The 25457-nt window shown below is 58.6% G+C and carries 21 protein-coding genes; 10 read left to right on the forward strand and 11 right to left on the reverse strand.

Features of this window, described 5'->3' with window-relative positions; genetic code table 11:
* Positions 1–13 precede the first annotated feature (13 nt).
* From HBN79_RS03910 to HBN79_RS03925, 4 genes are all read right to left on the reverse strand, one after another.
* The gene (locus tag HBN79_RS03910) at positions 14–1345 is read right to left on the reverse strand and encodes an HlyD family type I secretion periplasmic adaptor subunit (RefSeq protein ID WP_095000153.1); all 1332 of its coding nucleotides are present in this window, start codon (positions 1343–1345) and stop codon (positions 14–16) included.
* Positions 1342–3084: a type I secretion system permease/ATPase gene (locus tag HBN79_RS03915; protein ID WP_095038913.1), complete on the reverse strand. Its 1743-nt coding sequence runs from the start codon at positions 3082–3084 to the stop codon at positions 1342–1344. Before HBN79_RS03915 ends, HBN79_RS03910 begins: the two co-directional genes overlap by 4 nt.
* A 121-nt stretch (positions 3085–3205) precedes the next feature.
* Entirely contained in the window at positions 3206–3595 is a 390-nt protein-coding gene (locus HBN79_RS03920; RefSeq protein WP_095018535.1) for an AprI/Inh family metalloprotease inhibitor, read from the reverse strand.
* A 57-nt stretch (positions 3596–3652) separates the two neighbouring features.
* Positions 3653–5095: a serralysin family metalloprotease gene (locus HBN79_RS03925; protein ID WP_169916328.1), complete on the reverse strand. Its 1443-nt coding sequence runs from the start codon at positions 5093–5095 to the stop codon at positions 3653–3655.
* A gap of 659 nt (positions 5096–5754) precedes the next feature.
* On the opposite strand from HBN79_RS03925, the gene HBN79_RS03930 reads away from it, so the two are divergent.
* From HBN79_RS03930 to HBN79_RS03950, 5 genes are all read left to right on the forward strand, one after another.
* Positions 5755–6783, forward strand: a complete 1029-nt coding sequence (locus HBN79_RS03930) for a LacI family DNA-binding transcriptional regulator (protein ID WP_169916329.1) — start codon at positions 5755–5757, stop codon at positions 6781–6783.
* Positions 6784–6866: 83 nt separating this feature from the next.
* On the forward strand, positions 6867–7649 hold the full coding sequence (locus tag HBN79_RS03935; RefSeq protein ID WP_095000149.1) for a TIM barrel protein: 783 nt from the start codon (positions 6867–6869) through the stop codon (positions 7647–7649).
* Complete coding sequence (locus HBN79_RS03940; RefSeq protein WP_095026224.1) at positions 7642–8613, forward strand: sugar kinase; 972 nt, start codon at positions 7642–7644, stop codon at positions 8611–8613. The genes HBN79_RS03935 and HBN79_RS03940 overlap by 8 nt, the downstream gene beginning before the upstream one ends.
* 48 nt (positions 8614–8661) lie before the next feature.
* Positions 8662–9957, forward strand: coding sequence for an MFS transporter (locus HBN79_RS03945; protein ID WP_150628320.1), 1296 nt, complete (start codon positions 8662–8664; stop codon positions 9955–9957).
* 20 nt (positions 9958–9977) lie between these two features.
* Entirely contained in the window at positions 9978–10952 is a 975-nt protein-coding gene (locus HBN79_RS03950; protein ID WP_095038919.1) for a D-glycerate dehydrogenase, read from the forward strand.
* Here HBN79_RS03950 and HBN79_RS03955 read toward each other — a convergent pair whose 3' ends face one another.
* From HBN79_RS03955 to HBN79_RS03970, 4 genes are read right to left on the reverse strand one after another with little or no spacing between them, the layout of a single operon-like run.
* Positions 10953–12032 (reverse strand): polyamine ABC transporter substrate-binding protein, encoded by a 1080-nt coding sequence (locus tag HBN79_RS03955; protein ID WP_169916330.1) that lies wholly within the window; start codon positions 12030–12032, stop codon positions 10953–10955.
* A gap of 54 nt (positions 12033–12086) precedes the next feature.
* Positions 12087–12428, reverse strand: coding sequence for a cupin domain-containing protein (locus HBN79_RS03960; RefSeq protein ID WP_095024644.1), 342 nt, complete (start codon positions 12426–12428; stop codon positions 12087–12089).
* A gap of 31 nt (positions 12429–12459) precedes the next feature.
* On the reverse strand, positions 12460–13866 hold the full coding sequence (locus tag HBN79_RS03965) for an FAD-dependent oxidoreductase (RefSeq protein WP_169916331.1): 1407 nt from the start codon (positions 13864–13866) through the stop codon (positions 12460–12462).
* Positions 13867–13914: 48 nt separating this feature from the next.
* Positions 13915–14733 (reverse strand): helix-turn-helix domain-containing protein, encoded by an 819-nt coding sequence (locus tag HBN79_RS03970; protein WP_169916332.1) that lies wholly within the window; start codon positions 14731–14733, stop codon positions 13915–13917.
* Between the two features lie 241 nt (positions 14734–14974).
* Here HBN79_RS03970 and HBN79_RS03975 point away from each other — a divergent pair, with 241 nt between their 5' ends.
* Positions 14975–15253, forward strand: a complete 279-nt coding sequence (locus HBN79_RS03975) for a DUF1652 domain-containing protein (RefSeq protein ID WP_169916333.1) — start codon at positions 14975–14977, stop codon at positions 15251–15253.
* An 86-nt stretch (positions 15254–15339) separates the two neighbouring features.
* On the opposite strand, the gene ggt is transcribed toward HBN79_RS03975, so the two are convergent.
* On the reverse strand, positions 15340–17109 hold the full coding sequence (ggt, locus tag HBN79_RS03980) for a gamma-glutamyltransferase (protein ID WP_262372269.1): 1770 nt from the start codon (positions 17107–17109) through the stop codon (positions 15340–15342).
* A gap of 74 nt (positions 17110–17183) precedes the next feature.
* Complete coding sequence (locus HBN79_RS03985) at positions 17184–19655, reverse strand: UvrD-helicase domain-containing protein (protein WP_169916334.1); 2472 nt, start codon at positions 19653–19655, stop codon at positions 17184–17186.
* Between the two features lie 257 nt (positions 19656–19912).
* On the opposite strand from HBN79_RS03985, the gene HBN79_RS03990 reads away from it, so the two are divergent.
* From HBN79_RS03990 to HBN79_RS04005, 4 genes are all read left to right on the forward strand, one after another.
* Positions 19913–20608, forward strand: a complete 696-nt coding sequence (locus tag HBN79_RS03990; RefSeq protein WP_095023365.1) for a pirin family protein — start codon at positions 19913–19915, stop codon at positions 20606–20608.
* Positions 20609–21072: 464 nt separating this feature from the next.
* Positions 21073–21420, forward strand: a complete 348-nt coding sequence (locus tag HBN79_RS03995) for a DUF3077 domain-containing protein (protein WP_095038908.1) — start codon at positions 21073–21075, stop codon at positions 21418–21420.
* 273 nt (positions 21421–21693) lie between these two features.
* Positions 21694–22440 (forward strand): outer membrane beta-barrel protein, encoded by a 747-nt coding sequence (locus HBN79_RS04000; RefSeq protein ID WP_095000140.1) that lies wholly within the window; start codon positions 21694–21696, stop codon positions 22438–22440.
* Between the two features lie 244 nt (positions 22441–22684).
* Positions 22685–23101: a hypothetical protein gene (locus HBN79_RS04005; protein ID WP_095000139.1), complete on the forward strand. Its 417-nt coding sequence runs from the start codon at positions 22685–22687 to the stop codon at positions 23099–23101.
* Between the two features lie 72 nt (positions 23102–23173).
* Here HBN79_RS04005 and HBN79_RS04010 read toward each other — a convergent pair whose 3' ends face one another.
* On the reverse strand, positions 23174–25387 hold the full coding sequence (locus tag HBN79_RS04010) for a TonB-dependent siderophore receptor (RefSeq protein ID WP_169916335.1): 2214 nt from the start codon (positions 25385–25387) through the stop codon (positions 23174–23176).
* Between the last annotated feature and the right edge of the window lie 70 nt (positions 25388–25457).

Raw genomic sequence — 25457 nt, forward strand, 5'->3', positions numbered from 1 at the left:
AAATTGCAGCATCCTAGCGCTCAGTCAACGCAGACCCTGCGCGATCCAGCAGCGGTTTAAACAGGTAATTGAGCAGCGAGCGCTCGCCCGTGCGTACAAACATCTCGGCCGGCATGCCAGGTTTAATCACCAACCCGTTGAGTTTCTCCAGCGCCTGATCACTCACCGAACTGCGCAGCACGTAGTACGGCATGCCGGTTTTTTCATCGAGCAACTGGTCGGCGGAAACCAGGTTGACCTGCCCCGACACACGCGGTGTGCTGCTTTGATTGAATGCCGTAAACAGAATATCCACTGGCAACTGGCTGCCCACCCTGTCCACCAGATGCACCGGCAGGCGTCCCTCGACCTCAAGGCGGGTGCCCTGCGGCACGATCTCCAGCAGGGTTTCGCCCGCCCGCACCACCGCGCCTTCGGTATGCACGCTGAGGTTGACTGCGATGCCATCAGCTGGCGCAGAGATTTCACTGTGCTGCAGGTCAAACCCGGCCGAAGTCAGTTGCTGCTCCAGGGTCAGGGTTTTGAGCTGGGCATCGGCCAGTTGGCTACGCACTTCCTTCTGATATTCATCGATGTGCTGCGCCAGTTTGAGCCGCGACTCCACAATACCCTGCTCGATACGCCCGCTTTCACCGGCGTTCTGCGCCAGATCCTGCTGCACCTGTGACAGCTGCCGCTCGTATTCCATCAGGCGATTGCGCGGGATATACCCTTTTTCAGCCAGGGGGCGCAGGTTGCTCAACTGCTGGCGCAGGGAGTCGGCCTGCGCTATTTGATCGCTGCGCGCACGACGCATACCGTCCAGTTGCCGGGTTGCGCCTTCGACACTGGCCTTGAGCCCGGCCTGTTCACGGGCAAAGGCTTCGCGCCGGCTACTGAACAACTGCTGCTGCCCCTCCAGTACCAGGGCCAGCCGAGGGTCAGGGTCCAGACTCAATTCCGGCGCAAAACTCACCCGTGCCAGGTTGTCACGCTCGCTTTGCCAGCGCGCCTGGCTGGCCCAGGCCATGCGGTACTGCGCGCGCAAGGATTGCACGTCAGCTTCAACCTGGGTCTGGTCCAGTCGAAACAATACCTCGCCCTGACGTACTGTCTGGCCCTCGCGCACCAGAATCTGGCTCATCACTCCGGCACCCAACGACTGCACTGCCTTGCGCTTGCCCGAGACCACCACCGTACCCTGTACCGGTATGCCTTCGTCCAGCGGTGCAAGGCTGGCCCAGAGAAAAAAGCTGCCCGCCCCGACCAGGGTCAGCACCCAGCCTGCCCGCACGTAAAATCCCGCCCCGCGCTCGCGCACGGGTGGTTGATTGTGGTCATTCATCAATCCAGCGTCCTTGCTCATGCTTCAGCACTCTGACGGTTGATACTGGCCGCCTGCGGCGCGGCGTGTTGCTGCTGGGCCGCGGACAAGGCTTTGAGCACCTCGGCACTTGGCCCGAACACCTGGCAGCGACCTTCATTGAGTACCAGCAGTTTGTCGGCCTGGGCCAGCGACGCCGAACGGTGCGTCACCAGCACCACGGTGCAGCCCTGCGCCTTGAGGTGAGCAATGGCCCGGGTCAGGGCTGCGTCACCGACGGCATCGAGGTTGGAGTTGGGTTCATCCAGCACCACCAGCCGCGGATTGCCATACAAGGCACGCGCCAGAGCGACCCGCTGCTTTTGCCCGCCCGACAGGCCGCTGCCCTCGTCACCCAGAACCGTGTCGTAACCTTGCGCCAAACGCAAAATCATCTCGTGAACCCCGGCCTGCTGCGCCGCAGCGACCACCTGCCGGGGATCTGCTTCACGAAAGCGGGCGATATTCTCGGCAATGCTGCCGCTGAACAGCTCGATATCCTGGGGCAGGTAGCCGATATGTGGGCCCAATTGATCGCGGTTCCACTGGTGAATGTCCGCGCCATCCAGGCGCACCGTGCCCGCCAGCGTCGACCAGACGCCTACCAGCACCCGCGCCAGGGTCGACTTGCCCGAACCCGACGCGCCCAGCACACCGAGCACCTCGCCTGCATTGAGGCTAAAGCTGACCTGATGCAAGGTGGGCAGGCGCTGTCCCGGCGGTGCCGCACTGACCTGTTCAAAGCTCACCTGACCCATGGGGGCTGGCAGCTGCATGTTGTCTTCACTGGGCGGATGCTCGCGCAACAGACTGTCCAGGCGTTGATAGGCCAACTTTGCCGAGCTCCATTGCTTCCAGACAGCGATCAACTGATCGATGGGGCTCAGCACACGGCCCATCAAAATCGAACCGGCAATCATCATGCCCGCGCTCATATCACCGTTGATCACCAGCAAGGCACCCAGGCCGAGCACCAGTGACTGCAGGCACAAGCGCAAGGTTTTACTCACCGAACCAATCACTGCGCCGGTGTCACTGGCCTTGTTTTGCTCGGCCAGAAATCGCGAATGCAGGTTAAACCAGCGTTGACGCAACACACCCAGCATGCCCATGGCCTGAATGGTCTCGGCATTGTGCAGGTGGCTGGTAGCCAATTGGCTGGATTGTTGGGAGTACAGGCTGGCCTGGCTCAGGGGCTTGCGCGTCATCACCTCATTGATGCACGCCAGGGCTATGAGCAGCAGTGCCCCAGACGTCGCCATAAGACCGAGCCAGGGACTGAACAGAAAGATCACGCACAAATAGACGGGAAACCACGGAGCATCAAAGAAGGCGAACAGCGCCGGACCGGTGACAAACTGGCGGATCAGGGTCAAATCCCCCAATGCCTGCCCGGCGTGGGCCTGGCCGCTGAACAGGTTGCGCTCGAACGCGGCGCGGTACACCTGTTGGTTGAACCTGCGCTCCAGCTGGCTGCCGATGCGGATCACAATAAAACTGCGGACCGTTTCAAGCATCCCGATAAAGATGAAAAAACCCACCACCATGAATGACAGCATGGCCAGCGTTGTTGTGTTCTGTGACGACAGTACCCGGTCATACACCTGGAGCATGTAAATCGATGGCACCAGCATCAATATATTGATCAGGGCAGTAAAGCAGCCCACGCTGACCAGAATGCTCTTATAGTCAGCCAGTGCATGTATCAACGGCGCAACGGTGCTGTTTTTCAATCGCCTCATGAATCGTCCTTGATCGATAAGTACGGCTTTCGCACATAAATAAAACTGACAGGCGCACTTGCGCCGCTCCTAACAGGGGGCGCCCAGCCTCGCGCGATTGAAGTTACAATTTCAGTACAACTTAATGATTGCCACGCACCATCACCAACACTGTTTCGGGTTTGATCTTTGCTTCATAGTGACCGGGCTCAATCCGGTTCATATGCACCAGTGCTGTTCCATCCTCGCCCATCAGAAACAGACCGTCCGGTGTTGGTGACCAACTTTTTGGCACTTCGCCCAACCATGTTTTCAAACACTTCACTTGCGCACTGAAGGTTTTATGTTCGGCAATCAACTGCACCTTGCAGGCCTCTTTTGCATCGCCCTGCAGGTAAAACGTCCAACTGCCCGCCAGTTGTGCGGGGCTCATCAACAGCAAGGAATTGGCCATGGCGCTCTCTGTGGTAAAAGTCAGCAGTGCGGCGATACACCCCACTGCCCTGAATAAACGGTATGCCAAATGACTCATGATTTCAGGCTTCCTGGCAGAGGGCAGCGCTTGCGCGCTGCCCGTGTACCGGCAGGCTTAGACAACGATGTCGTAAGTTGCCACTTGGCCCACAGTGTTCACCAGGAAGTCGGCAACGGCATGACCGCTGAAATCGACCGCAAAGTGGCCCAGGTTGCTGGCCGTGTCATAGCTGACAATCGCTTCACCGGCACGGCCGGTAAAGGCCTCGACAAAGTTAAGCCCGGCCAGCTTGGTGATGGCCGATATATCAATTTTGTCGATACCGGACTGGAAGTCCATGATGATATCGGATGCACCCGGCGCAGAGTCAGACACCGCGCCAAACACAAACACATCTGAACCCGTACCGCCCCACAAGGTATCAGCACCGCCGCCGCCATAGATAATGTCGTTGCCGGCGCCGCCCTTGAGCACATTGTCAGCGCTGTTGCCGATCAGCAGATCGTTGCCCGAACCGCCAATGGCGTTTTCCACGGTGACGCCCTGGGCAATCGACACGTTGCCGGTCATGCCGCCAACATCGGAGAACGAACCGGCGGTGAGGTTGATCTTCTGGTTCTGGCTAAAGCCGGAGAAGTCCAGGGTGTCGTTGCCGCCACCGTCCCACACCGAGAAAATCAGCTTGGAACTGGCAGACGTCGCGCTGTAGAAATCACGATCGGCGGTGGAGTTGAAGCCATAGACCGTATCGCCAGCGCGGGTTTCGAGGTTGGCGCCATAGAGTTTCTGCACCGCCGCAATATCATCCAGCAATGGCGCAGAGGCGTAAGCACCTTCGCCACTATTGGTGAAATGCTGGCCGGTGTTGCTTTCACTCCAGTAGCTCATAACACTGTAGGCACGGGTGTCTTCGCCATACACCGCATCCCGGTAGGTCGGGTTGCCATTGCCGGCGTTGTAGTCACCCGGGTGCGACAGGCCCAGTGTATGGCCGATTTCATGGGTCAGGGTCTGGCGACCATAATTGCCTTCACCCGGGGTCTTGTTGACCGCATAATCCTTGTTGATCAAGTACCACGACTCACCCTTGCGCGAACTGCTGGGTAGATAGGCAAACGCCGCACCGCCGTTACTTGCACTGAAATTGGCAAAGGTCATGTGGCCATCACCGCCACGGACTGCAGCGCCTTCAGTGAAGGTCACCTTGGCCACATCGGCCCAGGATTCCAGCGACAGCTTGGCCTGCTCTTTCTGCAGCGAGGAGAACTGGCTGAAAGTGCCCAGGCCACGGGTCGCGTAACCCACCGGCGGTGCCGTGAGGAACGTGTAGGTAAGGTTGATCACACCATCGCCGTTGAGGTCGTGCCAACTGGCGCCGGAGCGCGTGAGCTGATCGGCGGCCTGGTCGGTAGTGAGCGAAGGTTTGCCATTGACCAGATGATCACCACGATCATAGAAATGGCTAAAGTTATCAATCTGAGTGAAGGCAGAACTGCTGGCGCTTGCCGCTTGTACCTGGCCAACGGACAGTGCCGCTTTCTCTTTAAGTTTCGACATGTAAACATTTCCTTGTTTAGCAGTAGAAAGTTTATTGACAGACCACGACGACCCCTTGGCGAGATCGTCCTATCACTCGCCGTTTATGGCGGAGCAAAACTGACACAATCTGAAATATTTAGTCCAGTACTTTTTTACGGCTTATTTGCGCAAACGGCGCAAGTTCCCGGAAACATTGAATACTTGACCGGCAGTATTTTTTTATCCGCTATCGGCCACTAACTGACTGCCTGGTCTAATTATAAAAAGTTAAATTAAACGGCTTCCCGTTCGTCTCTAACCTGGGCCGAAAGCAGATTGATATAACACTCGTCATATAACTTTCTCGCCACGACAACTTCTCGATTTTTATATGTGCAACGTCGCTAACTGACAAGTTTGCGTCGCAACTAGCAAGTTGCCTGATCGTTGTAGTCGCTGAGGCGCGAAGCGCTCGTAAAACCGGCAATTTCGGTATGTCTGAGAGGTCGAGCGGCCTGGTTCTACGACTGCTGCGCAGCCGATCGCAGCCTCGCTTCGCTCCTCAGCGGCTACAGGTCCGGGTATCCCTTAAAACCATTGTCACTTGACGTCATCAGGGTATTTGGGTTTCCATGAAACCGGTTTCAGCGCCCACCCGCGAAATCGCCTGCGATAACACCAATAAAAGGTTTCAGGCCGTGAACAGTTTTTCCGCAGCTCAACGCTCCCGCGTAACCATGCTCGATGTTGCCCAGCGCGCCGGCGTCTCCAAGGCCAGCGTGTCACGCTTTATCGGCGAAGACCGCGCCTTGCTCTCCGTAGCCATCGCCGAACGGATCGAGCGCGCCATCAATGACCTGGGCTATCGCCCAAATCAAATGGCCCGTGGCCTGAAACGCGGACGCACACGGCTGATCGGCATGCTGGTGGCCGATATCCGCAACCCCTACTCCATTGCCGTCATGCACGGCGTCGAAACCGCCTGCCGCCTGCACGGCTACAACCTGGTGGTGTGCAATACCGACCGTAATGACGAGCAAGAGCGTCAGCATCTGGCAGCGCTACGCTCCTACAATATCGAAGGATTGATCCTTAACACCCTTGGCCATGACCCTGACGCACTGCAAGAACTGCATCAGGAAATGCCCATCGTGCTGATCGACCGCAAAGTCGAGCAACTGCATACCGATCTGGTCGGCCTCGATAACGCTGACGCGGTGCGCATGGCTGTGGAGCATCTTGAGCAGCAGAGCTATCGCGATGTGCTGATGGTCAGTGAGCCGGTCGATGGCACCAGTTCGCGAATCGAGCGCATCGACAGTTTTACCCGCCAGTTGGCCGCGCGCCCTGCCCTGCACGGCGCCGTAGTAAAAACCGGTACAGGCCTTCGTGCTGCCATCCAGTCCTTCATGCAAGCACCCGGCCACGGCCCCAAGTCCATATTTTGTGCCAACGGCCTGGCTGCGCTGGCTTGTACCCAGGTGCTGCGCGACTTGAATTGCCGCTTGTTTGAAGACGTGGGCCTGATTGCCCTGGATGACCTGGAATGGTTCCCGCTGGTGGGTAACGGCATCACTGCCCTGGCCCAGCCTACGCAACAGATCGGTGCCAGCGCTTTTGACTGCCTGCTTAAACGCCTGGGCGGTGACAAATCTGCACCCCTGGCACTGGATTTTGCCCCTCAATTGATTGTTCGCGGCTCAACCCGATCACCCATGACTGCCTGACACATTACCGGCTGACAACCTTGACCCGGTTACCGGCCGTTTGATGCACAACAAAATGAAACCGGTTTCAGAGAATAATGACAATGACTACATTTCCCGTTTCCATCAGTTTGTCGAGCTACGGTGCCGATCTGGTTCGCCAGCGCGGCCAGGCCAGCTTTATTGAAGTGTTGGCCAACGCCGGTGTGTCACGCATCGAACTGCGCGAAGAACTGCTGACCACAGAAGATCCGACCACATTCAGCCAGGCCGTGCAGGATAACGGGCTTGAATGCGTGTTCTCATCGCCACTGGAACTGTGGGAAGCCGGGCAATCGCGGCCCAATACCCAACTGCTGGCCACCTTGCAGCGCGCCCACGCTTTCGGCGCCCAATGGCTGAAAGTGTCACTGGGCTATTTCACCGAACACTGTGACCTGCAAAACCTCGCTGCCCTGCTCAACCAGCAACCTGTACGCCTGCTGGTAGAAAACGACCAGACCTCCTACGGTGGGCGCATTGAGCCCATGCAGCGTTTTTTCGATCAGGTTGAACAACAGCAAGCGCCAATCAGCATGACCTTCGATATCGGCAACTGGCACTGGCAGGATCAGTCGGCCAGTACCGCAGCCCGCCTGCTGGGCCGCTACGTCACCTATCTGCACTGCAAAGGCGTGAGCCGTCGCCCGGACGGCAAACTGGTCGCCACACCGCCAACCGACACCGACCTGCAGCACTGGCAGCACCTGATGACCCATATGCCCCACGGTCTGACCCGGGCCATCGAATATCCGCTGCAGGGCTCGGATCTGGACGGCTTGACCCAGGAACACGTCGCCGTACTGGCGCGCTTGAGCCAAAAACAACAGGAGTTGAGCCATGTCTAAGGTCGATGTGCTGTCGTTTGGCGAAACCATGGCCATGCTGGTGGCTGAAGAAACTGGCGATCTGGCCCTGGTCGAACGGTTCCACAAACGCATCGCCGGGGCGGACAGCAACGTGGCCATTGGCCTTGCGCGACTGGGCTTCAATGTCGCCTGGTTGAGCCGAGTGGGCGCGGACTCCCTGGGGCGCTTTGTACGCCATGCACTGCAAGCCGAAGGGCTGAACTGCCAGTACGTGACCACTGATACGCAACATCCCACGGGCTTTCAGTTCAAATCCCGCGTTGACGACGGCAGCGACCCACAGGTGGAGTACTTCCGCCGCGGTTCGGCCGCCAGCCATATGGACCGCTCCGTGCTCAACCCGCAGTTGTTCGGCGCCCGCCACCTGCACGCCACCGGCATACCGCCTGCGCTGTCGGCCAGCTGCAATGAACTGTCCTTTGAGCTGATGAAGTCGATGCGCGCAGCAGGTAACAGTGTGTCGTTCGATCCGAATCTGCGCCCATCGTTGTGGGCCAGCGAACAACAGATGATTCGCGACATCAATGCGCTTGCTGCCCACGCCGACTGGGTTCTGCCGGGCTTGAGTGAGGGCCGGCTACTGACAGGTTTTGAAGACCCGTCCGATATCGCCGCCTTCTATCTCGACCAGGGTGCTGAAGCCGTGATTATCAAGCTGGGGGCCAAAGGCGCGTTTTATCGCACCGCCCAGGTTGAGCAGTTTGTCCCGGCTGTGCCGGTGGCCAACGTTATCGACACCGTGGGTGCCGGTGATGGCTTTGCCGTCGGGGTAGTCAGTGCCTTGCTGGAAAATCTCGGTTTTGCCGAGGCCGTACAGCGCGGCAACTGGATTGGCAGTCGCGCCGTACAGAGCCGCGGCGATATGGAAGGCCTGCCCACCCGCGACGAACTGAACCACTACAACGCGCTGCACGCGCCTCTTGAAACACCGCTATCTGCTTGACCTGTCACCTGCTGCGAAAAAACAAAAACAAGCTCAGGAGCACCCTCTATGCAATCCCTAAAACTCGCCGCCCGTCGTTGGTGGTACATCATGCCGATCGTGTTTATCACCTACAGCCTGGCGTACCTTGACCGTGCCAACTACGGTTTCGCAGCTGCCTCAGGAATGGCCGAAGACCTGAACATCACTCCCGGGCTGTCGTCGTTGCTGGGCGCGCTGTTCTTTCTTGGCTATTTCTTCTTCCAGGTACCCGGGGCGATCTACGCCCAGAGAAACAGTGTGAAAAAGCTGATTTTTGTCAGCCTGATCCTCTGGGGCAGCCTGGCCACATTGACCGGCGTGGTGTCCAACGCCTACTGGCTGATTGTTATCCGTTTTACCCTCGGAGTGGTTGAAGCCGCCGTAATGCCGGCCATGCTGGTGTACCTGTGCCACTGGTTCACCCGTGCCGAACGCTCGCGGGCCAACACCTTCCTGATCCTGGGCAACCCGGTGACCATGTTGTGGATGTCAGTGGTATCGGGTTATCTGGTGCAGCATTACAGCTGGCGCTGGATGTTTATCGTCGAAGGTCTGCCTGCAGTGCTTTGGGCCTTTATCTGGTGGCGCCTGGCCGATGACCGTCCAAGCGAAGCCAAATGGCTGAGCAATCAGGAGAAACAAGACCTGCAAAGCGCACTGGATGCCGAGCAAGTGGGCCTCAAGCCGGTGAAAAACTACGCTGCAGCGTTCCGTACGCCCGCCGTTATCCTGCTGGCCTTGCAGTTTTTCTGCTGGAGCATCGGCGTCTACGGCTTTGTCCTGTGGCTGCCTTCGATTCTCAAGCAAGGCGCGCAGATGGACATGATCGAAGCTGGCTGGCTCTCGGCCCTGCCCTATTTGGCAGCCGTGATTGCGATGCTGGTGGTGTCCTGGGGCTCGGACAAAATGCAAAAGCGCAAACGCTTCGTCTGGCCACCGCTGCTGATCGCGTCTGTGGCGTTCTACGCTTCCTACATGCTGGGCGCTGAACACTTCTGGTGGTCCTACGTGTTACTGGTGATCGCCGGCGGTTGCATGTACGCCCCTTATGGTCCGTTTTTCGCCATCATTCCGGAAATCCTGCCCTCCAACGTGGCCGGTGGAGCCATGGCGCTGATCAACAGCATGGGCGCACTGGGTTCGTTTGCCGGTTCGTACCTGGTGGGTTACCTGAACAGCTCCACCGGCTCGACGGGCGCATCGTTTCTGTTGATGAGTGGCGCGCTGATGATTTCGGTACTGCTGACCCTCATGCTCAAACCCGCTGCCAAAGACCCTGCTGCGCCGCAACACAGCACCTCGCAACGTCTGGCCCACTCTTGAATTCAATGTCGGTGAATCCCTTGAAAAAGAATGTAGTGCTCTACAAAGAACTGTCCCCGGAACTGATGCAGCGCCTGCAAGCCCAGGCCGATGTCACGCTGATCAAGAAGCTTGACGCCGCAGGCATGGACCAACTGCGTGCCGCCCTGCCCCGGGCGCAAGGCATTCTGGGCGCAAGCCTGAAGCTGGATGCGCAACTGCTGGACCTGGCACCGAACCTTGAAGCAGTGGCCAGTGTGTCGGTGGGTGTCGACAACTACGACATCGACTATATGACCGAGCGCAAGATCCAGCTCACCAACACGCCTGACGTGCTCACCGAAACCACTGCAGACACCGGCTTTGCCCTGGTCCTGGCCAGCGCCCGGCGGGTGGTTGAACTGGCCAACATGGTGCGCAACGGCGAATGGCAGAAAAACGTCGGCCCAGAGCATTTCGGCACCGACGTTCACGGCAAGACCCTGGGTATTATCGGCATGGGCCGCATCGGCGAAGCCCTGGCCCAGCGCGGCCATTTTGGCTTCGGCATGCCGGTGATTTACCACAGCAACTCGCCCAAACCCGCGGTAGAGGCGCGTTTCAATGCGCAGTACCGCAGCCTCGACGAGCTGCTGCAAGAAGCCGACTTTATCTGCCTGACCTTGCCCCTGACCGCACAAACCGAGGGTTTGATCGGCGCCGAGCAATTTGCCCTGATGCGCCGCGAGAGCATTTTTATCAATATCTCCCGAGGCAAAGTGGTGGACGAAGCGGCGCTGATCAACGCCCTGCAACAAGGTCAGATCCGCGCTGCCGGGCTGGATGTGTTCGAGCGCGAACCGCTGGAACTGACCTCGCCCTTGCTGAAGCTGGATAACGTGGTGGCCACGCCACATATCGGTTCGGCCACCTTCGAAACCCGCGAGGCCATGGCCCGTTGCGCGGTCGAAAACCTGCTGGCGGCATTGGCCGGTGAACGCCCGGCCAATCTGGTCAACCCGCAAGCATTGCGCTAGTTACTTGCCGCTTTTGATATTGGTCCAGACACGCGTGCGTACCCGGTCAATATTCAGCGGCATGGCCTCCAGGGCAAACAGCTTGTCCATCATGGCGGGGGTTGGATAGACCTTGGTGTCAGCCTTGATTTCAGGGCTGACCAAGGCATCGGCCTGCTCGTTGCCATTGGCGTAGTGCACGTAGTTGGTGATCCCGGCCATTACATCCGGGCGCAGCAGGTAGTTCATAAAGCTGTAAGCAGCTTTTTCGTCAGGTGCATCGGCGGGCATGGCAACCATGTCAAACCAGATGGCGGCACCTTCCCTGGGAATCGAATAACCGATTTCGACGCCATTTCCGGCCTCTTTAGCGCGGGTTTCGGCCTGCAAGATATCGCCAGAGAAGCCTACGGCCACGCAAATATTGCCGTTGGCTAGGTCGCTGGTGTACTTCGATGAGTGAAAGTAGCTGATATAAGGTCGGACCTTGAGCAGCATCTCTTCAGCTTTCTTGTAGTCAGCCGGGTTTTTGCTGTGATGAGGCAACCCCAGGTAGTTGAGTGCCGCTGGCAAGATCTCCGGGCCATTATCCAGAATCGCCACGCCGCAGGATTTGAGTTTCTCCATATTCTCGGGCTTGAAGATCAGATCCCAGGAATCCACCGGCGCGTCATCCCCCAGCACGGCTTTTACTTTGGCGATGTTATAGCCAATGCCGGTGCTGCCCCACAGGTAAGGAAAACCATGTTCGTTGCCCGGATCATTGACCTGCAGTGCCTTGAGCAGCACCGGGTTGAGATTCTTCCAGTTTGGCAACTGGCTCTTGTCGAGCTTCTTCAGCGCCTTGCCCTGGATCTGCCGCGCCATAAAGTGGTTGGACGGAAACACCACGTCATAACCGGATGAGCCCGTCATCAACTTGCCGTCCAGCGTTTCGTTGCTGTCAAACAGGTCATAGCTGAAAGCAATGCCGGTATCGCGCTGAAAGTTCTTCATCGTGTCAGGGGCAATGTAATCCGACCAGTTATAGACTTTTACGGTTTCACCGGCCTGACACAAGGTAGTGGTCAGCATCAGGGGCAACAGGCTTATACGGATCATGATTCGATTCCTTGCATGTTTTGGGCAGCTGTTTTTATAGGCAGGTTTCGGCGATCAAAGGATCAATACATAGGTCTTGCGCACGGTTTCCTGGATATCCCAGATACCGGTGCTGTTGGCAGGCAACATCAGTGCATCGCCCGCTTCTATGGTCAGGGTTTCACCGTTGTCCGGAGTAAAGGTGCAGCGGCCTTGAATGAAGTGGCAGAACTCCTGCTCCATGATCTGGCGACGCCATCGGCCCGGGGTGCATTCCCAGATACCGGTTTCGACGCCGTCGTTACGCTCCACGCAGGTCACCGAGGTCACCGCCACCGGTGTACCGAGGGGCTCGGCCACGGGGAAAGACTCCTGCAACGTCACCTGGGCGGTGTTTTTGAACTGGGTAATGCTCATGGCGTGCTTCCTGTTGAACGCAAATGTCGGATTACTTCATAAAGCCTTCCATCACCCCGGCCAGGCGGCGGGCAAATTGCCGACGCCAAGGCGGGCTGTTGGCGTTGGCCAGGGTTTTGTCTTCGTACACAAAGCTGCGAATGATTGCGTTGTAACCCAGCCAGCGGCACGGCTCTGGCTCCCAGCTCTTCAGCGCACCCAACCCGCCTTCGGTCAAGACCCAGGGCTGGCGGACTTCCAGGGTGTCGCGCTGCAGGATCAGGTCGGCCAGGGTGCGCCCGCCCAGATGGCTGGCCCCCACGCCCTCGCCACCGTAGCCGCCGGCCAGGGCAATGCCCTGCTGCCGATCACACAGCATGTGCGGCTGAAAACGTCGCGACATCCCCAGGTTGCCACCCCATGCATGGCTGATTTCAACGTTTTTCAGTTGCGGGAACAGTTCGCTGAATAAATAGCGACGCAGTTCGATTTCATCGCTGCTGAGGTCAAAGTTCTCACGCAGGCGCCCGCCAAACTGATATCCGCCCCGGGCACCAAATACCAGGCGGTTGTCGGCCGTGCGCTGGCCGTAAGTGACCTGACGGCTGCTCTCACTGAAGGCCTGGCCCTTGCACAGGCCAATCTCGTCCCACGTGGCTTGAGGCAATGGCTCTGTTGCCACGATCAGACTCTGTACCGGCAGTTGATAGCGGCCCAAAGGCGCCAGGGTGTTGGCATAACCTTCCACGGCAGGCACCACCCAGCGGCTGCGCACCTGCGCCCTGGCCGTGCGAAGGAACCCTGCCTGCCACTCGGATACCGGGCTTTGTTCGTAGATCTGTACACCCATGCGCTCAACGGCGCGGGCCAAACCACGCACCAGTTTGGCCGGGTGAAGGATGGCGATATGCGGTGTGAAAATCCCGCCATAAGGCCGGTTGATGCGGATCTGTTGCGCCAGTTCGGCCGGGGTGAGCCAGCGGTAGTCGGATTCGTTCAGGCCTTCGGCATACAGGCTGGCCAGATAACTGCGCAAGCTGGTCTCCTGCTCCGGGTAGCGCGCCGCGCAATACAAGGCGCCCCCTTTACGGTAATCGCAGTCGATACCCTCACGATCGATAACATTCTTCACTTCATCAGGAATACCGTGCAACAAGTCGAAGGATTCCCGGCGTTGTTCCCCAGGCAACCCTGCAAGCAAGCGGTCTTCGCCCAGCAAGTTGCCCATCAGCCAGCCGCCGTTGCGTCCGGAGGCACCAAAGCCCGCTGTTTGTGCCTCGACGATGGCAATGCTCAGTTCAGGCGCATGGCGCTTGAGGTAGTACGCGGTCCACAGCCCGGTATATCCGGCGCCGATGATAGCCACATCGACATCCAGATCGTGCTCAAGGGACGGTCGGGGTGCGAGTTCCTCCCCAAGCTGGTCCATCCACAAACTGATTGAGCACCATGCTGGCATTGCCGACTCCACACCGATCCAGGAATGGCTCGATCCTAGTCGCTGGCATCAGGGCACGTCTTGCGTGCGTGCCCGCAAAGAAATTTGTTTGGCATAGGCTTTGGGCGATTGCCCGGTGTGCTGGCGAAAACAGCTGTAAAACGCCGAAATCGAGTTGAAGCCTGCTGCAAAGGCCATTTCATCAACCTTGACCGGAGTAGCAGCTACGTCCATCGCCGCCAGAACATGGCGCAGGCGCGCCTGATTCACATAGCGGTAAAAGCTTTGTCCGAGCACCTGATTAAGCAGATACGACATTTGATTGCGCGTATAACCGCAGGCCCTGGCTACCTGCTGCAGGTCGAGTTCAGGGTCAAGAAAGGGTTGCTGGCGTTCAAAGTAGGTTTGCAGGTCTTGCGCCATAAAGCTCAGCTGACGGGCCGACAGCCCCAGACGGCTCACCGCCGGGCGCAACGAGCCCTGCCGGGCCGGGCTGGCCGCCGCTTCATGCACCAGCGAGGCGTACTCATTGACTTGCCAGATGAGCCCGTCGCGCACGGTAATCGCCTCACTGGCGCGAAATGAAACCAGGCCCTGGCTGCCGCGCAAAGTCATGCGGTATTGAATAAACGCGGTATTGCCATCCAGGCGGATGCGATCACTGTGCTCAAGGGCCTCATCCGGCTCTCTGGGCATGGACGACTGCACATACTCGCGCAGTTCATTGAACACCATGACCCGATTCTGGAAGAAGTCGTTGTAGGTCACATCGGGGTGATACAACGCCATTACCCCGTCCAGATCCCGGTGCTTCCAGCACAGGTGGTAACGCAGCACGGTTTCGCCGGTGGCGCGGGTATTTTCGGGACCGTCGTCTGGAGCTGGCATGGGGGGCTCGAAGGTAAAAAAACACAGAGTGCCGAGTTTGCCCATGGGCTTCAATGGGTACTGGCTGCGGATAAATAACCTAAGTGCATGATTCACATCAAAGTACGGGCAAACAACCGGGTTGCGGGAAAAATAAGGCTTAGCAGCAACTCTCCCGGGTGTTAGGTTTGATCACGAAATACTTGAAAACCTATGCGGTCAGAAACAACCGCCCCTTATCTTGAGCTAAAGGAATTGCTCTATGTACCCCATGGACAACATCAACAAAGTCACCTTCCCCAATGCCTGCCAACTGATGCGCTGGCATTTTCACCCGATGGGCTTCGAGGCAACCATGGACGCACCAGGCAGCATGATCGCCCGCTTGTTTGACCGTGCCAGTGGTGAAACCGTGATTACCGTCGCCGGTATCCCCTGCTCGGCGGTGATGACCCCCGGTCAGGTGGGGCGCCTCATTCAATGCGTAGAAGACGAACTCGAGAGTTTTGTGCCGCCGCTGGCATGGCAGGCACAGGCCTGATTTTGCAGCGCCTGTAGATGCTCTGTGGCAGATCAGTACCCTCTCCGTGCGGGAGAGGGTTGGGCTAAGGGGCTTTTGACTGCGTATCAATCCCCTGAAGCTGTACCTTCACGTCGCGGATCGGCACCACCAACCCAGCCGTTGTTGTCACGCACAATAATCTGCGTGCCACTGGTCATTTCGATCAGCGCCACCTTGTGCCCGCGGTCCTGCAACTGTTGCACCAGCGCCGGGCTGAACCGGCCAGCCTCAAGCTCAGTGTCCACATTGCGGCTGCCAAAGTTGGGCAGGCTGATTGCGTCCTGGGGGTTCAGCTTCCAGTCCAGCAGGCCAACCACCGACTTGTTGACGTACTCGATGATTTGCGAGCCACCCGGTGAACCAATAGTTGCGACCAATTCGCCACTTTTGCGTTCGAACACCAGGGTCGGGGCCATTGAAGAGCGCGGGCGCTTGCCCGGCTCGATGCGGTTGGCCACCGGCTTGCCGTTTTCTTCGGGAATAAACGAGAAGTCGGTGAGCTGATTGTTAAGGATAAAACCCTGGGTCATTACGTGTGAACCAAACGCAGCCTCAACCGAAGTGGTCATGGCGATCGCCCCGCCCTGGTCATCGACAGCGGATATGTGGGAGGTCGAAATGCGCAGTGGCGAGCGATCAGGGGCCAGGGCAAGGTTAATGCCTGCCGGAACACCGGCCTCGGCACGGCCCATGCTCTTGTCACCGATCAGAGCGGCCCGCGTCCTGAAATAGGCTTTATCCGTCAGCCCTTTCACATTGACTGGTACGAAGTCACTGTCCGCCAGGTACTGTGCCCTGTCAGCGTAAGCCAGGCGCTCGGCTTCTGCGATCAGGTGTACCGCTGAAGGCGAAGGCTCAAGACCTGCACCGGAGCTGCTCGGTACGGGGGGCATGCTGGCGAGATCGAGGGCCGGGGATTTATCTTGCAGGGCCTCAAGAATCCCCAGGGTCTGCAACACCGCGACACCGCCCGAAGACGGTGGTGGCATACCGCAGACTTGCCACTGCTTGTAGTCCGCACACACCGGTGTGCGCTCCCTGGCCTGGTAACCACTGATATCCGCCAGGGACAGGGTCCCGGCACGAGGGTGGGATCGAACGTTGTCGACCATCGCCTGCGCGACGGCCCCCTGGTAAAACCCATCGGCGCCACGGCTGGCAATTGTTTGCAAGGTGCGTGCAAGTTCCGGGTTTTTCAGCAAGGTGCCAACCGGCAACGCTTGCCCTTGAGGTGTAAGGAAATACCGGGCCATTTCCGCCGAGCCGGCGATAAACCTGTCGGCGGCGATTTGCGTATGCAAGCGCTGGGAAACAGGAAAACCTTCGCTGGCCAGTTTGATTGCCGGTAGGAACAGATCACTCCAGGGCAGTTTGCCATGCTGCTGATGGGCCATTTCCAGCGCCCTGAGCACCCCGGGCACGCCGACTGAACGTCCGCCTATCTGGGCCTCGGAGAAAGGCATCGGTTGACCTTCTGCCCCCATGAACATCCCCGGGGTGGCACCAGCCGGAGCAGTTTCGCGGCCATCATAGGCCTGCACCCGCTTGCCGTCCCAGTACAGAATAAACGCACCGCCGCCCAGGCCACTGGACTGGGGTTCAACCAGTGCAAGTACGGCTTGCATGGCGATTGCTGCATCGATTGCCGAGCCGCCCTTGCGCAGTATTTGCTGCCCCGCCTCAGTGGCCAGCGGGTTGGCTGCAGCAGCCATATGCCGGGTGGCGTGTACCGGGGCCATATCGGTACGCAAACCCGAGGCTATTTCGGGCGCAGGCGGCAACTCGGAGGGCTTGTGCTGCTCGGACTCCCCGGTACTGCATCCGGCCGTCCACAGGGCCAGGGCTGACAAGGCGAATACGCGCAGACTGTTGTTTTTGGCAAGCAGAAGATCAATCAAAAGGTATCCCTTCAATTATTGTGAGCGAGTCGCAAGTCCTGAAAGAACGCCTTGCCCTGGGGCACACGGTCCGAGGCCCTGGGGATATTCGGACCCTGGGCATCCTGGTTTTCCACATACCAGTAACAATGCTTCACTGCCCGGGTAATACCGACATAGGCCAGACGCAGGATTTCATCTTTCTGGGCATTGTCATACGGCTCGGGGTCACCCTCCTTACCCAGACCGGCCATGCGGTAAACCTGGTTCTTATAAGGTGAGGTTGTCAGATGCTGACAATCCCCCAGCAGGAAAACAGCATCCGCCTGCAAGCCCTTGGAGCTGTGATAGGTCAGCTGCTTAAGTCTGCGATCTTCCGGCGCCAACCTCGAATCAACATTAACTACTGATTGAATATCCTTTTCTATCAGTAATTTATCGCTGCTTTTTCGAAACAACATCAAGATACTGTCCCCGGCGTTGTAATGCTCGATCAACTGCGCGGCCAACCCCTGGTCATCGCGATGCAGCACATTGACCGGGACTGCCACCTTGGGCTCACCGCTGGCCTTGGCCCGCTTGCCGGCAATCGACGGCGCGGCACGCACGATATGTTCGGCGGCATCGATGATGTGTTGATGGCTGCGAAAGTTGTCACTGAGCATCACCCGGGTGGTGGCAGGTGACGGAAATTCCTTGTTGAACTCCATGAAGTATTTGGGCGAACTGCCCCGCCAGCCGTAGATCGATTGCCAGTCATCGCCCACACACAACAACGATGAACGCTGGGCTCCACGGCCTACATGCATGGCCGGGCCACGGCTGCGGATCTCGCGCAAGCTGGCGCGTAGCCAGGACACGATCTGTGGTGAGACATCCTGAAACTCATCAATCATCAAATGCGACAACGGCCGCAGTTGCTCATGGCTGAGCAGCTTGAAGTTCTGCGGGGTGTTCTCGCCAAACAGGGAGAACATGCGGTTATAGGTCATCACCGGCGGGGTCTGTGCCAGCAGGTGGTCTTCCAGCGCCCGCCAGAACAGGCTCAAGGCCTCAAAAAAGAAACGGTCCGGATCATCCTTGGCAAAGCGCATATCGCCCACTGCGGCGGCCACGTCCAGCCCCAGGTTTTCAATAAAACTGGCGGCGGCGACAAAACTGTCGAGCAAAGGCGCCGAGCCCAACTCACCTTTGAGCTTGTAATCAAAGCCGGGGCCTGCGCTGGCATCCCCGGCGAGGGCACTGACTACACGCTTCGCAGATTCGTAGTTTTCCAGCCATATCAATGGCTTGCTGCAAAAAGCTTGAAACAGGGTGCGCTTGACTGCCCACTCGGCGCGCACGCTGAGCTTGGCACCGGGGCGGCAGATCTGCGGGTTTTCACGGGGATCGAAGCCCAGTACCACCCAGGCATCCAGCTCGGCAATATAGCCGTGGCAATGGAACTGCGCGCCATTGATCTCGATGGTTTCGCGGTTGGGCTCAATGCCTTTGATCGGCCAGGCGCCGGCGGCAAACCAGAGGTCTTCCAGGGTGTCGCAGAGTTCTTCGTCGCGCCTGGCGGCCAATTCGGTCACCGCCATGCGTTTTTGCACATCAGGATGGTCGCGCTCCAGCTCCTTGAGCTGCAAGGCATGCAGTCGCAGTGGTGCCAGGGTCTGACGGAAGCGCTCATCGCGGTTATATAGCCCGTGATAACAGGCATTCAGTTGCTGACGCTGGGCATCGTTGATCCGCAGGTCAAACGGGTTGCTGTCGGTCTCGTCGTCGTTGAGCAGGCTGCGGCTATTCAGGGTCTCGAAGGCCTGTAACTGGCTATAGCCGGGCAAGCTGCGCACCATGGGCAAAATCCGCGAGTGAAAGGTACGCACCACATCCCGGGCTTCCTTGAGCGACAGATTGCGCCCCCACAAGGCGAAGATTTCCTGCAGCTTCTTGATAAAGTCCTTGCGCGACTCCCGGGTAAAGGTCACCACGGTCATCGAATCGAGTTCAAAGCCCAGGTAATGGGTCAGTAGCAGAATGCGCAACACCAGCGAGGTCGACTTGCCGGCTCCGGCGCCTGCAACCACCGAGGTCGACGGGGTATCACTGAAGATCATCTTCCACTGTGCGGCACTGGGCTGGGCATGCTCGGGCAGGTTGGCAGCCACGTCGGCCTTGATCAGCTTTTTCAGTTCCGGGCCCAGCGGCAGGCGCCAGTCATCGAACAGATGCTCGTCGATCCCGGGAGCACGCAGCTCCTGCGGGCGCATATCGCTGATAAACAGCACTTGGCGACCCTCTTCGAGCCCTTCGGCATGCCCCTCTTTGAAACCGTAATCCACCCCGGCACTGTGCCCGCTGCGGAACCCGTCTGCCTGGCCCTGCAGCCAGGACGGCGCATGTTGCGCGCGCAAACGGCTCAAGCCACTGCCAAACACACGCGCGGCAAGGCGCTTGAGCAAGGGCAATTGGGTAATGGGGGCAAGGTCTTCAGGCAGTTCGGGATTGTGTTGCGGCACGCTGACTCCAGGGTGTGAGGCTGTCCGGGTGGAGGGGCTATGGTCACCCCATTGCGCGCCGATTTCTAGCTAATTGCTTGGGCATCAGCCGTTTAGAGCCTGTATTAAAGGTAAATAGCGATTGACTGGCTTGCTAATGCATCTATTAAACCGATTGGTTTAACGCATTTTTTCAGCTTTTTATCGATATGTTGCTGATGGAGAATCACCTCATCGCCAACCGGTCAACCCTTGGCACCCTTCTCAGGAGAAGCATCATGCTTGAACTCAGACCTTTCAATACGCTGGGCGGAGCAAACCACGGCTGGCTGGACGCCCATCATCACTTTTCGTTTGCCGAATACTACGACCCGCAGCGGATGAACTGGGGCAACCTGCGGGTCTGGAATGACGACGTGATCGCCCCCGGCACCGGCTTCCCGAAACACCCGCACCGCGACATGGAAATCATCACTTATGTCCGCGAAGGTGCTATCAGCCACGAAGACAATCTGGGCAACAAGGGTCGTACCGAAGCCGGTGATGTACAGGTGATGAGCGCCGGTACCGGGATTGCGCATAGCGAATACAACCTGGAGTCCACACCGACCCGGATCTTCCAGATCTGGATCGTACCCAACCAGCAGGGTGATGCTCCGGCGTGGGGTGCCAAGCCTTTTCCCAAGGGCGGCCGTGAGGGTTTTGTGACCCTGGCCAGCGGCAAGGATGGCGACCCTGAAAGCCTGCGCATTCGTGCCGATGCGCGACTGGTAGCGGCGAACCTTAAGGCCGGGGAAACCGCCGAGTACCGTCTGGACAGCGGCCGGCGAGCCTACCTGGTGCCTGCCACCGGGGTGATCGAGGTTAATGGTCTTCGGGCCAGCGCACGGGATGGTGTGGCCGTTGTCGATGAGACCCTGCTACGGGTCACCGCGATTGAAGACAGCGAGATTGTGCTGGTGGATGTGGCCTGATTCGCCTGTTGCGGCGGTCGACCAGCCTGTTAGAAGCAAGTGTGCGCTGCGTAATCTCCTGTCGCCGCTGCCGAGGAACGCAGCCTTCGTTGCCGGCAGCGGCGACAGGATCGTGGCAGGCTTTGGGCCTTTAACATCAGCCGTTTCGTACGACGTTTCGCTTTCATTCCAATGAAACATCCTAGAAAATCTTGCTCGCTTGCGCCGCCTAAAATCGGGGAATAGTCTCGTCCCATCGCTGCAAAATCAGCGGTCGGGTTTAGTCGCCCGGTCTTTGTGTTTGGCGCAAGGCGCCACCTCCGTGAGGCGCTTTTTACGGCCTGCGTTTTATGGTGGCCGTGCGCAGGGTGCCCTCGGGCACACCGGTTCCCAAACACGCCGGACGACTAACCTGCGCACGGCTGCCACCCCATTCGTTTAGTCGCGAAAAGTGGCAGCTCCCTTAACGTGTTTGGAGTTAAGCCATGAAAAAGATCACCCCCGACCCACCCGTTTTACCCCTCGATGCTGCTGACGGTAACGACCCGTTGCTGGACCGTGCCGCCACCGACCGTGCGCTCAATTTCTACCTGCAAGGCCATAGGCCCGTTCGCGCTTCAGGCACGGCCCTGTTTGCCATCCCGTCCAGTGTCAATTCAGAAGCGGCCCTGGCCCAGGCGTCAGACTTGTTGCGCTGTGCGGGTGCCTGCGCGAATGAGGCGGGGAATGGTTTGAGCGGCCCTGCGCGCGACCTGGTGTTGTCGACCATGCACCTGGTGGAGCTGGCCAAGGGGTATGTCGACAAGTCGCTGGACACGCTGGTAACGCACTAAAGCAGCACGCGCCTGATTGGCGACAGGCGCGTTATTTCTTTCAGTGTGTTTGCTCCTCCGGGATCTATGGCCACGGGTTTGCAGCCCTCAAACCTGCAATAGCGGTGAGCAGCCACAACGGCTCAAGGTCAAAAAAGACCCCGGTGGGTATGGGGCAGCAAAACTTGATTGGGAGCGGGTTTTAGCTTCTTATCGATTCGCTCTGAACTTATCAGAGTCGTTATATCTAAATAGCCGTAAACATTTTTATCTACGTCATGGAGACATTCACGAATGCTTACCGCAAAACTGCTGCGTCACACCTGTGCCCTGGCGCTGTTCGGCGCACCATTGGCAGTGATGGCAGCCCCAAGCACTGACCCGCTCTTCACCGTCGGTTTACTGGGCTCCTACACCAAGTTCAAATTCGAAGGGGGTAGCAAATCCGACAAGGAGGATATGGGTCAGGCCGGTGTGTTCGCCAACTTTGGCAACAAGATGACCGCCGAATCCGGTTTCATCTACCAGATCGGTGGTGAAGCCAAATACAGCAAGAAAAACGACAACAAGCTCAAGGAAGCCCAGGCCGACCTCGACCTTGGCTGGCGCGCAGCGCTGGATGCCCGCAACTTCGTCGACGTTATCGTCGGTGGCGGTTACAGCTGGACCCGTTTCGAACCTGAAATCAACGACCTGGATACAACGTTGACCTTCAAATCGCCGTTTGCCAAGGCCGCACTGGGTTACAACCACCAGTTCGACACCTCGACCCTGCGTGTAGAAGTAGGCGCCCGTCACGCTATGGATGGTCGCGCACGGCTGAAAGTCGATGGCTTCGGCAGCGGCAACGTCGACATGAAAGACCGCACCAACCCCTACGCTGAAGTTTCGCTGCTGATGAACCAGAACGGTGATATGCCGATCAATGCAGGCGTGTACTACACCCGTACTGAGTACAAAATCGACGAAGATTCGCCAATTGCCGACAACACCAAACTCAAGCGTGACGAGTTCGGCGTGAAGGTCGGCCTGGCATTCTGATCGCTTCTGGCAGGCCCCTTCAGCTGTCGGGGCCTGCATCGACAGCATCGCCGCGGCTGCCCCTGCCTGATTCAGTCTTCACTCAATGAGCCTTTTGCTGCGGAAAATCTATTTAGCTTCCTGCAAATAGAGGACGCTATGCCGTTATCGAACTTTATGCCTGGTAAGCCGTCAAATTCTGCACAGGCAGGATTCTTACTCTCCTGCATACATCTCTTGATCACTTTCGATTCAGGTGAATGACATGCGTATTACATTACCCGCCCTGGTGCTGGGCATCGTGATTTCGCAGGGAGCAATGGCTGCCGGGGATGGATCTGCCGCGGTCGGAGGCGGTGTTGGCGGCGCACTGGGCAATATTGTCGGTCAACAGCTGGGCGGCTCTTCAGGAGCGGCCATCGGTGCAGGTGTGGGCGCCGCTGCCGGTAGTGCAGTGGGTGCACCCAGAGGCAGTAAAACCGAAGCCGCCATCGGTGGCGGCGTCGGTGGCGCTGGCGGCTCGCTTATCGGCGGTCAACTGGGCGGTTCCACCGGCTCTACCATTGGTGCCGGGCTGGGTGGCGCAGTAGGTGGTGCAGTGGGCAATAACCTTGGCGACGACGGCGACAGACACAGCTCCGGCGGCAAGGGTAAGCACAAGCACAAACATAAGCACCGTTGACTTTCCAGTGTCCAATGGCCAAGAGCCCGACTTCGTGTCGGGCTTTTTTATTCGATATCTGGCGGCCCGCCTTTAGAAGTCAATGGTCGCGGACAACTCAAAGGTACGCGGCGCACCCAGGCCCAGGCTGGACAACAGCGGCGTCCCCCAATAGGCCTTGTTGGTCACGTTGTTCACACTCCCACGCAACGTCACCGGTTGGCTGGCCACCCGGGTGCTGTAGCGTGTGCCCAGGTCGTAGACCGTGTAGCCCGGTATCGACTGGGTATTATCGGCGCTGATGTATTGCTTGGACACCGAGGTGGCGTTGGCCGTCAGTGTCAGGCCTTCGATGACCGGGGTGTCCCATTCCACACCCAGCTTGCCCTGCAGCCGGGGCTGGCCAATGGCGGTCTTGCCCTCGTTGGTGCCGCCCTGGGCCTTGGTGATTTTCGGGTCGACATGGGCCACACCGCCCATCAGGCGTACGTCGTGCAGCGGCGAGCCGAAAAAGCCCCACTCGACCCCTCGGTTACGCTGCTCGCCGCCAAAGGAAAAGATATTGGTATCCGGGTCCAGGTAGCTGCTGGGGCGGGTAATTTCATACAGGCTCAGGGTGTGGGTGAAGTCACCGAGGTCTACCTTGAGGCCTACTTCCTTCTGCTTGGACTTGTAGGGGGCGAACACGTCACCGAAGTTTTTCGCCGTCATCGGTGCCGCCGCGCCCTCGCTCAGGCCTTCGATGTAGTTGGCATACACCGACACCTGGTCGGTGATCTTGACCAGCAGTGCCGCTGCCGGGGTGGTGGCGCCTTCGTCATAGCGGTTGGTGCGTGCGCCGGTGGATGTGCTGAAGCTGTCGGTCAGCACTTGCTGGCGACGTACACCCAGGGTCAGTTGCACCCGGTCTTCGAGAACCGACAGTGTATCGGCCAGGCCATAGCTGGTCAGGCGGCTCTTGGTATGGGCAATGTACGGGAAGCTCTTGGCCGCAGCTGGCCCCCACTGTGGGTGGTAGATGTTGGTGACCCAGTCCGCGCCCGGCACCGAGCGGCGCCCGTAGTCCTTTTGAGTGTCGCCGTAGTGTGTGGCATTGAGGGTCCATTGATGCTTGATCGCGCCAGTCTGCAGGTTGCCCTTGAGGCCGACCTCGCCGGAGGTTTTCTCCAGGTCCATTTTCAGCTGGCCCATGGAGGTCTTGAAGTCACCCGCGTCGTTGAACACCGTCGCCATCATGGTGCCGCTGTACTCGTAATGGGTTGTGCTCATGCCATACGCCGCATAAGCCATCAGATTGTCGCTCAGGTCGAACTCACCGCGCACGATGGCCCCCCGGTCCGTGGTTTGCACATAGGCCCAGTCAGGGTTGAGCAGGGTGTCGGCCTTGGGCGGTTTGGGCACGGCCACGCCGGAAGCCAGGTTAATACCGCGGTTCTGCCCGCGCACACGGTCTTCACTTTGATACAGGTCGGCAGACAGCCGCACGCGTTCACCGCGCCAGTCCAGGCCCAGGGACGTGAGCTCGGCTTTCTGCCGCTGGTGGTTGATTGCGCCGTCACCGTCACGGTACACACCGTTGAAGCGTACGCCGAATTGCTGGTCTTCACCGAAGCGCCGGCCCACATCGAGATGGCCACCGAACTGCGCATCGGACATATAGGTGCCCGTCAGCCGTGTCAGCGGTTCGTCGCCGGCCCGTCTGGGTACCAGGTTGACCGCCCCTCCGACCGAGCCTCCCGGCGGCATGCCATTGAGCAAGGCCGACGGGCCCTTGAGCACTTCGATGCGCTCATACATTTCCGGTGAAATCCGGTAATACGGGGCCACCCCAAACAGCCCGCCCATCATCACGTCGCTGATATTGCTGGCGAAGCCACGGATGGAGTAGTTCTCACTGAAGGTCCCGGTCAGGCCGTTGCTGAACACCGAGGGATCGGTCGCGGCAATCACCTGGGTGATGTTCTGCGCCTGACGGTCGGCAATGTACTGCTCCGTATAGCTGATGGTACTGAACGGGGTTTCCATAAAGTCCTTGTTGCCCAGCAGCCCAACCCGGCTGCCATAGGCCACCTGCCCGCCTGCGTAACCGGGCGGCAAGTCGGCCGGGGTGGCCATATGGCCCTCAACCATCGTGGCAGGCAGCGTTGATTCGCCGGGTTCTTTCTCGTCGGGGATGGTCTCGGCATGGGCTGCCAGGCTTGTCATGGCCAGCGTCAGCAACACGGCATGTACCGCCGTGGCGGTACGGTTCAGGGCAAAAACTGCGCGCGGGGGCGCAATGCGGGTAGGAAAATGACAGTGACTCACGTGAAGACTCCGTTGGACTGGCAGGGAATGGTTTTTGTTAATCTGAATCTAAGGAATGGTTTTAATGAGA

Source organism: Pseudomonas sp. WS 5051, assembly GCF_012985715.1.
Lineage (GTDB): Bacteria > Pseudomonadota > Gammaproteobacteria > Pseudomonadales > Pseudomonadaceae > Aquipseudomonas > Aquipseudomonas bubulae.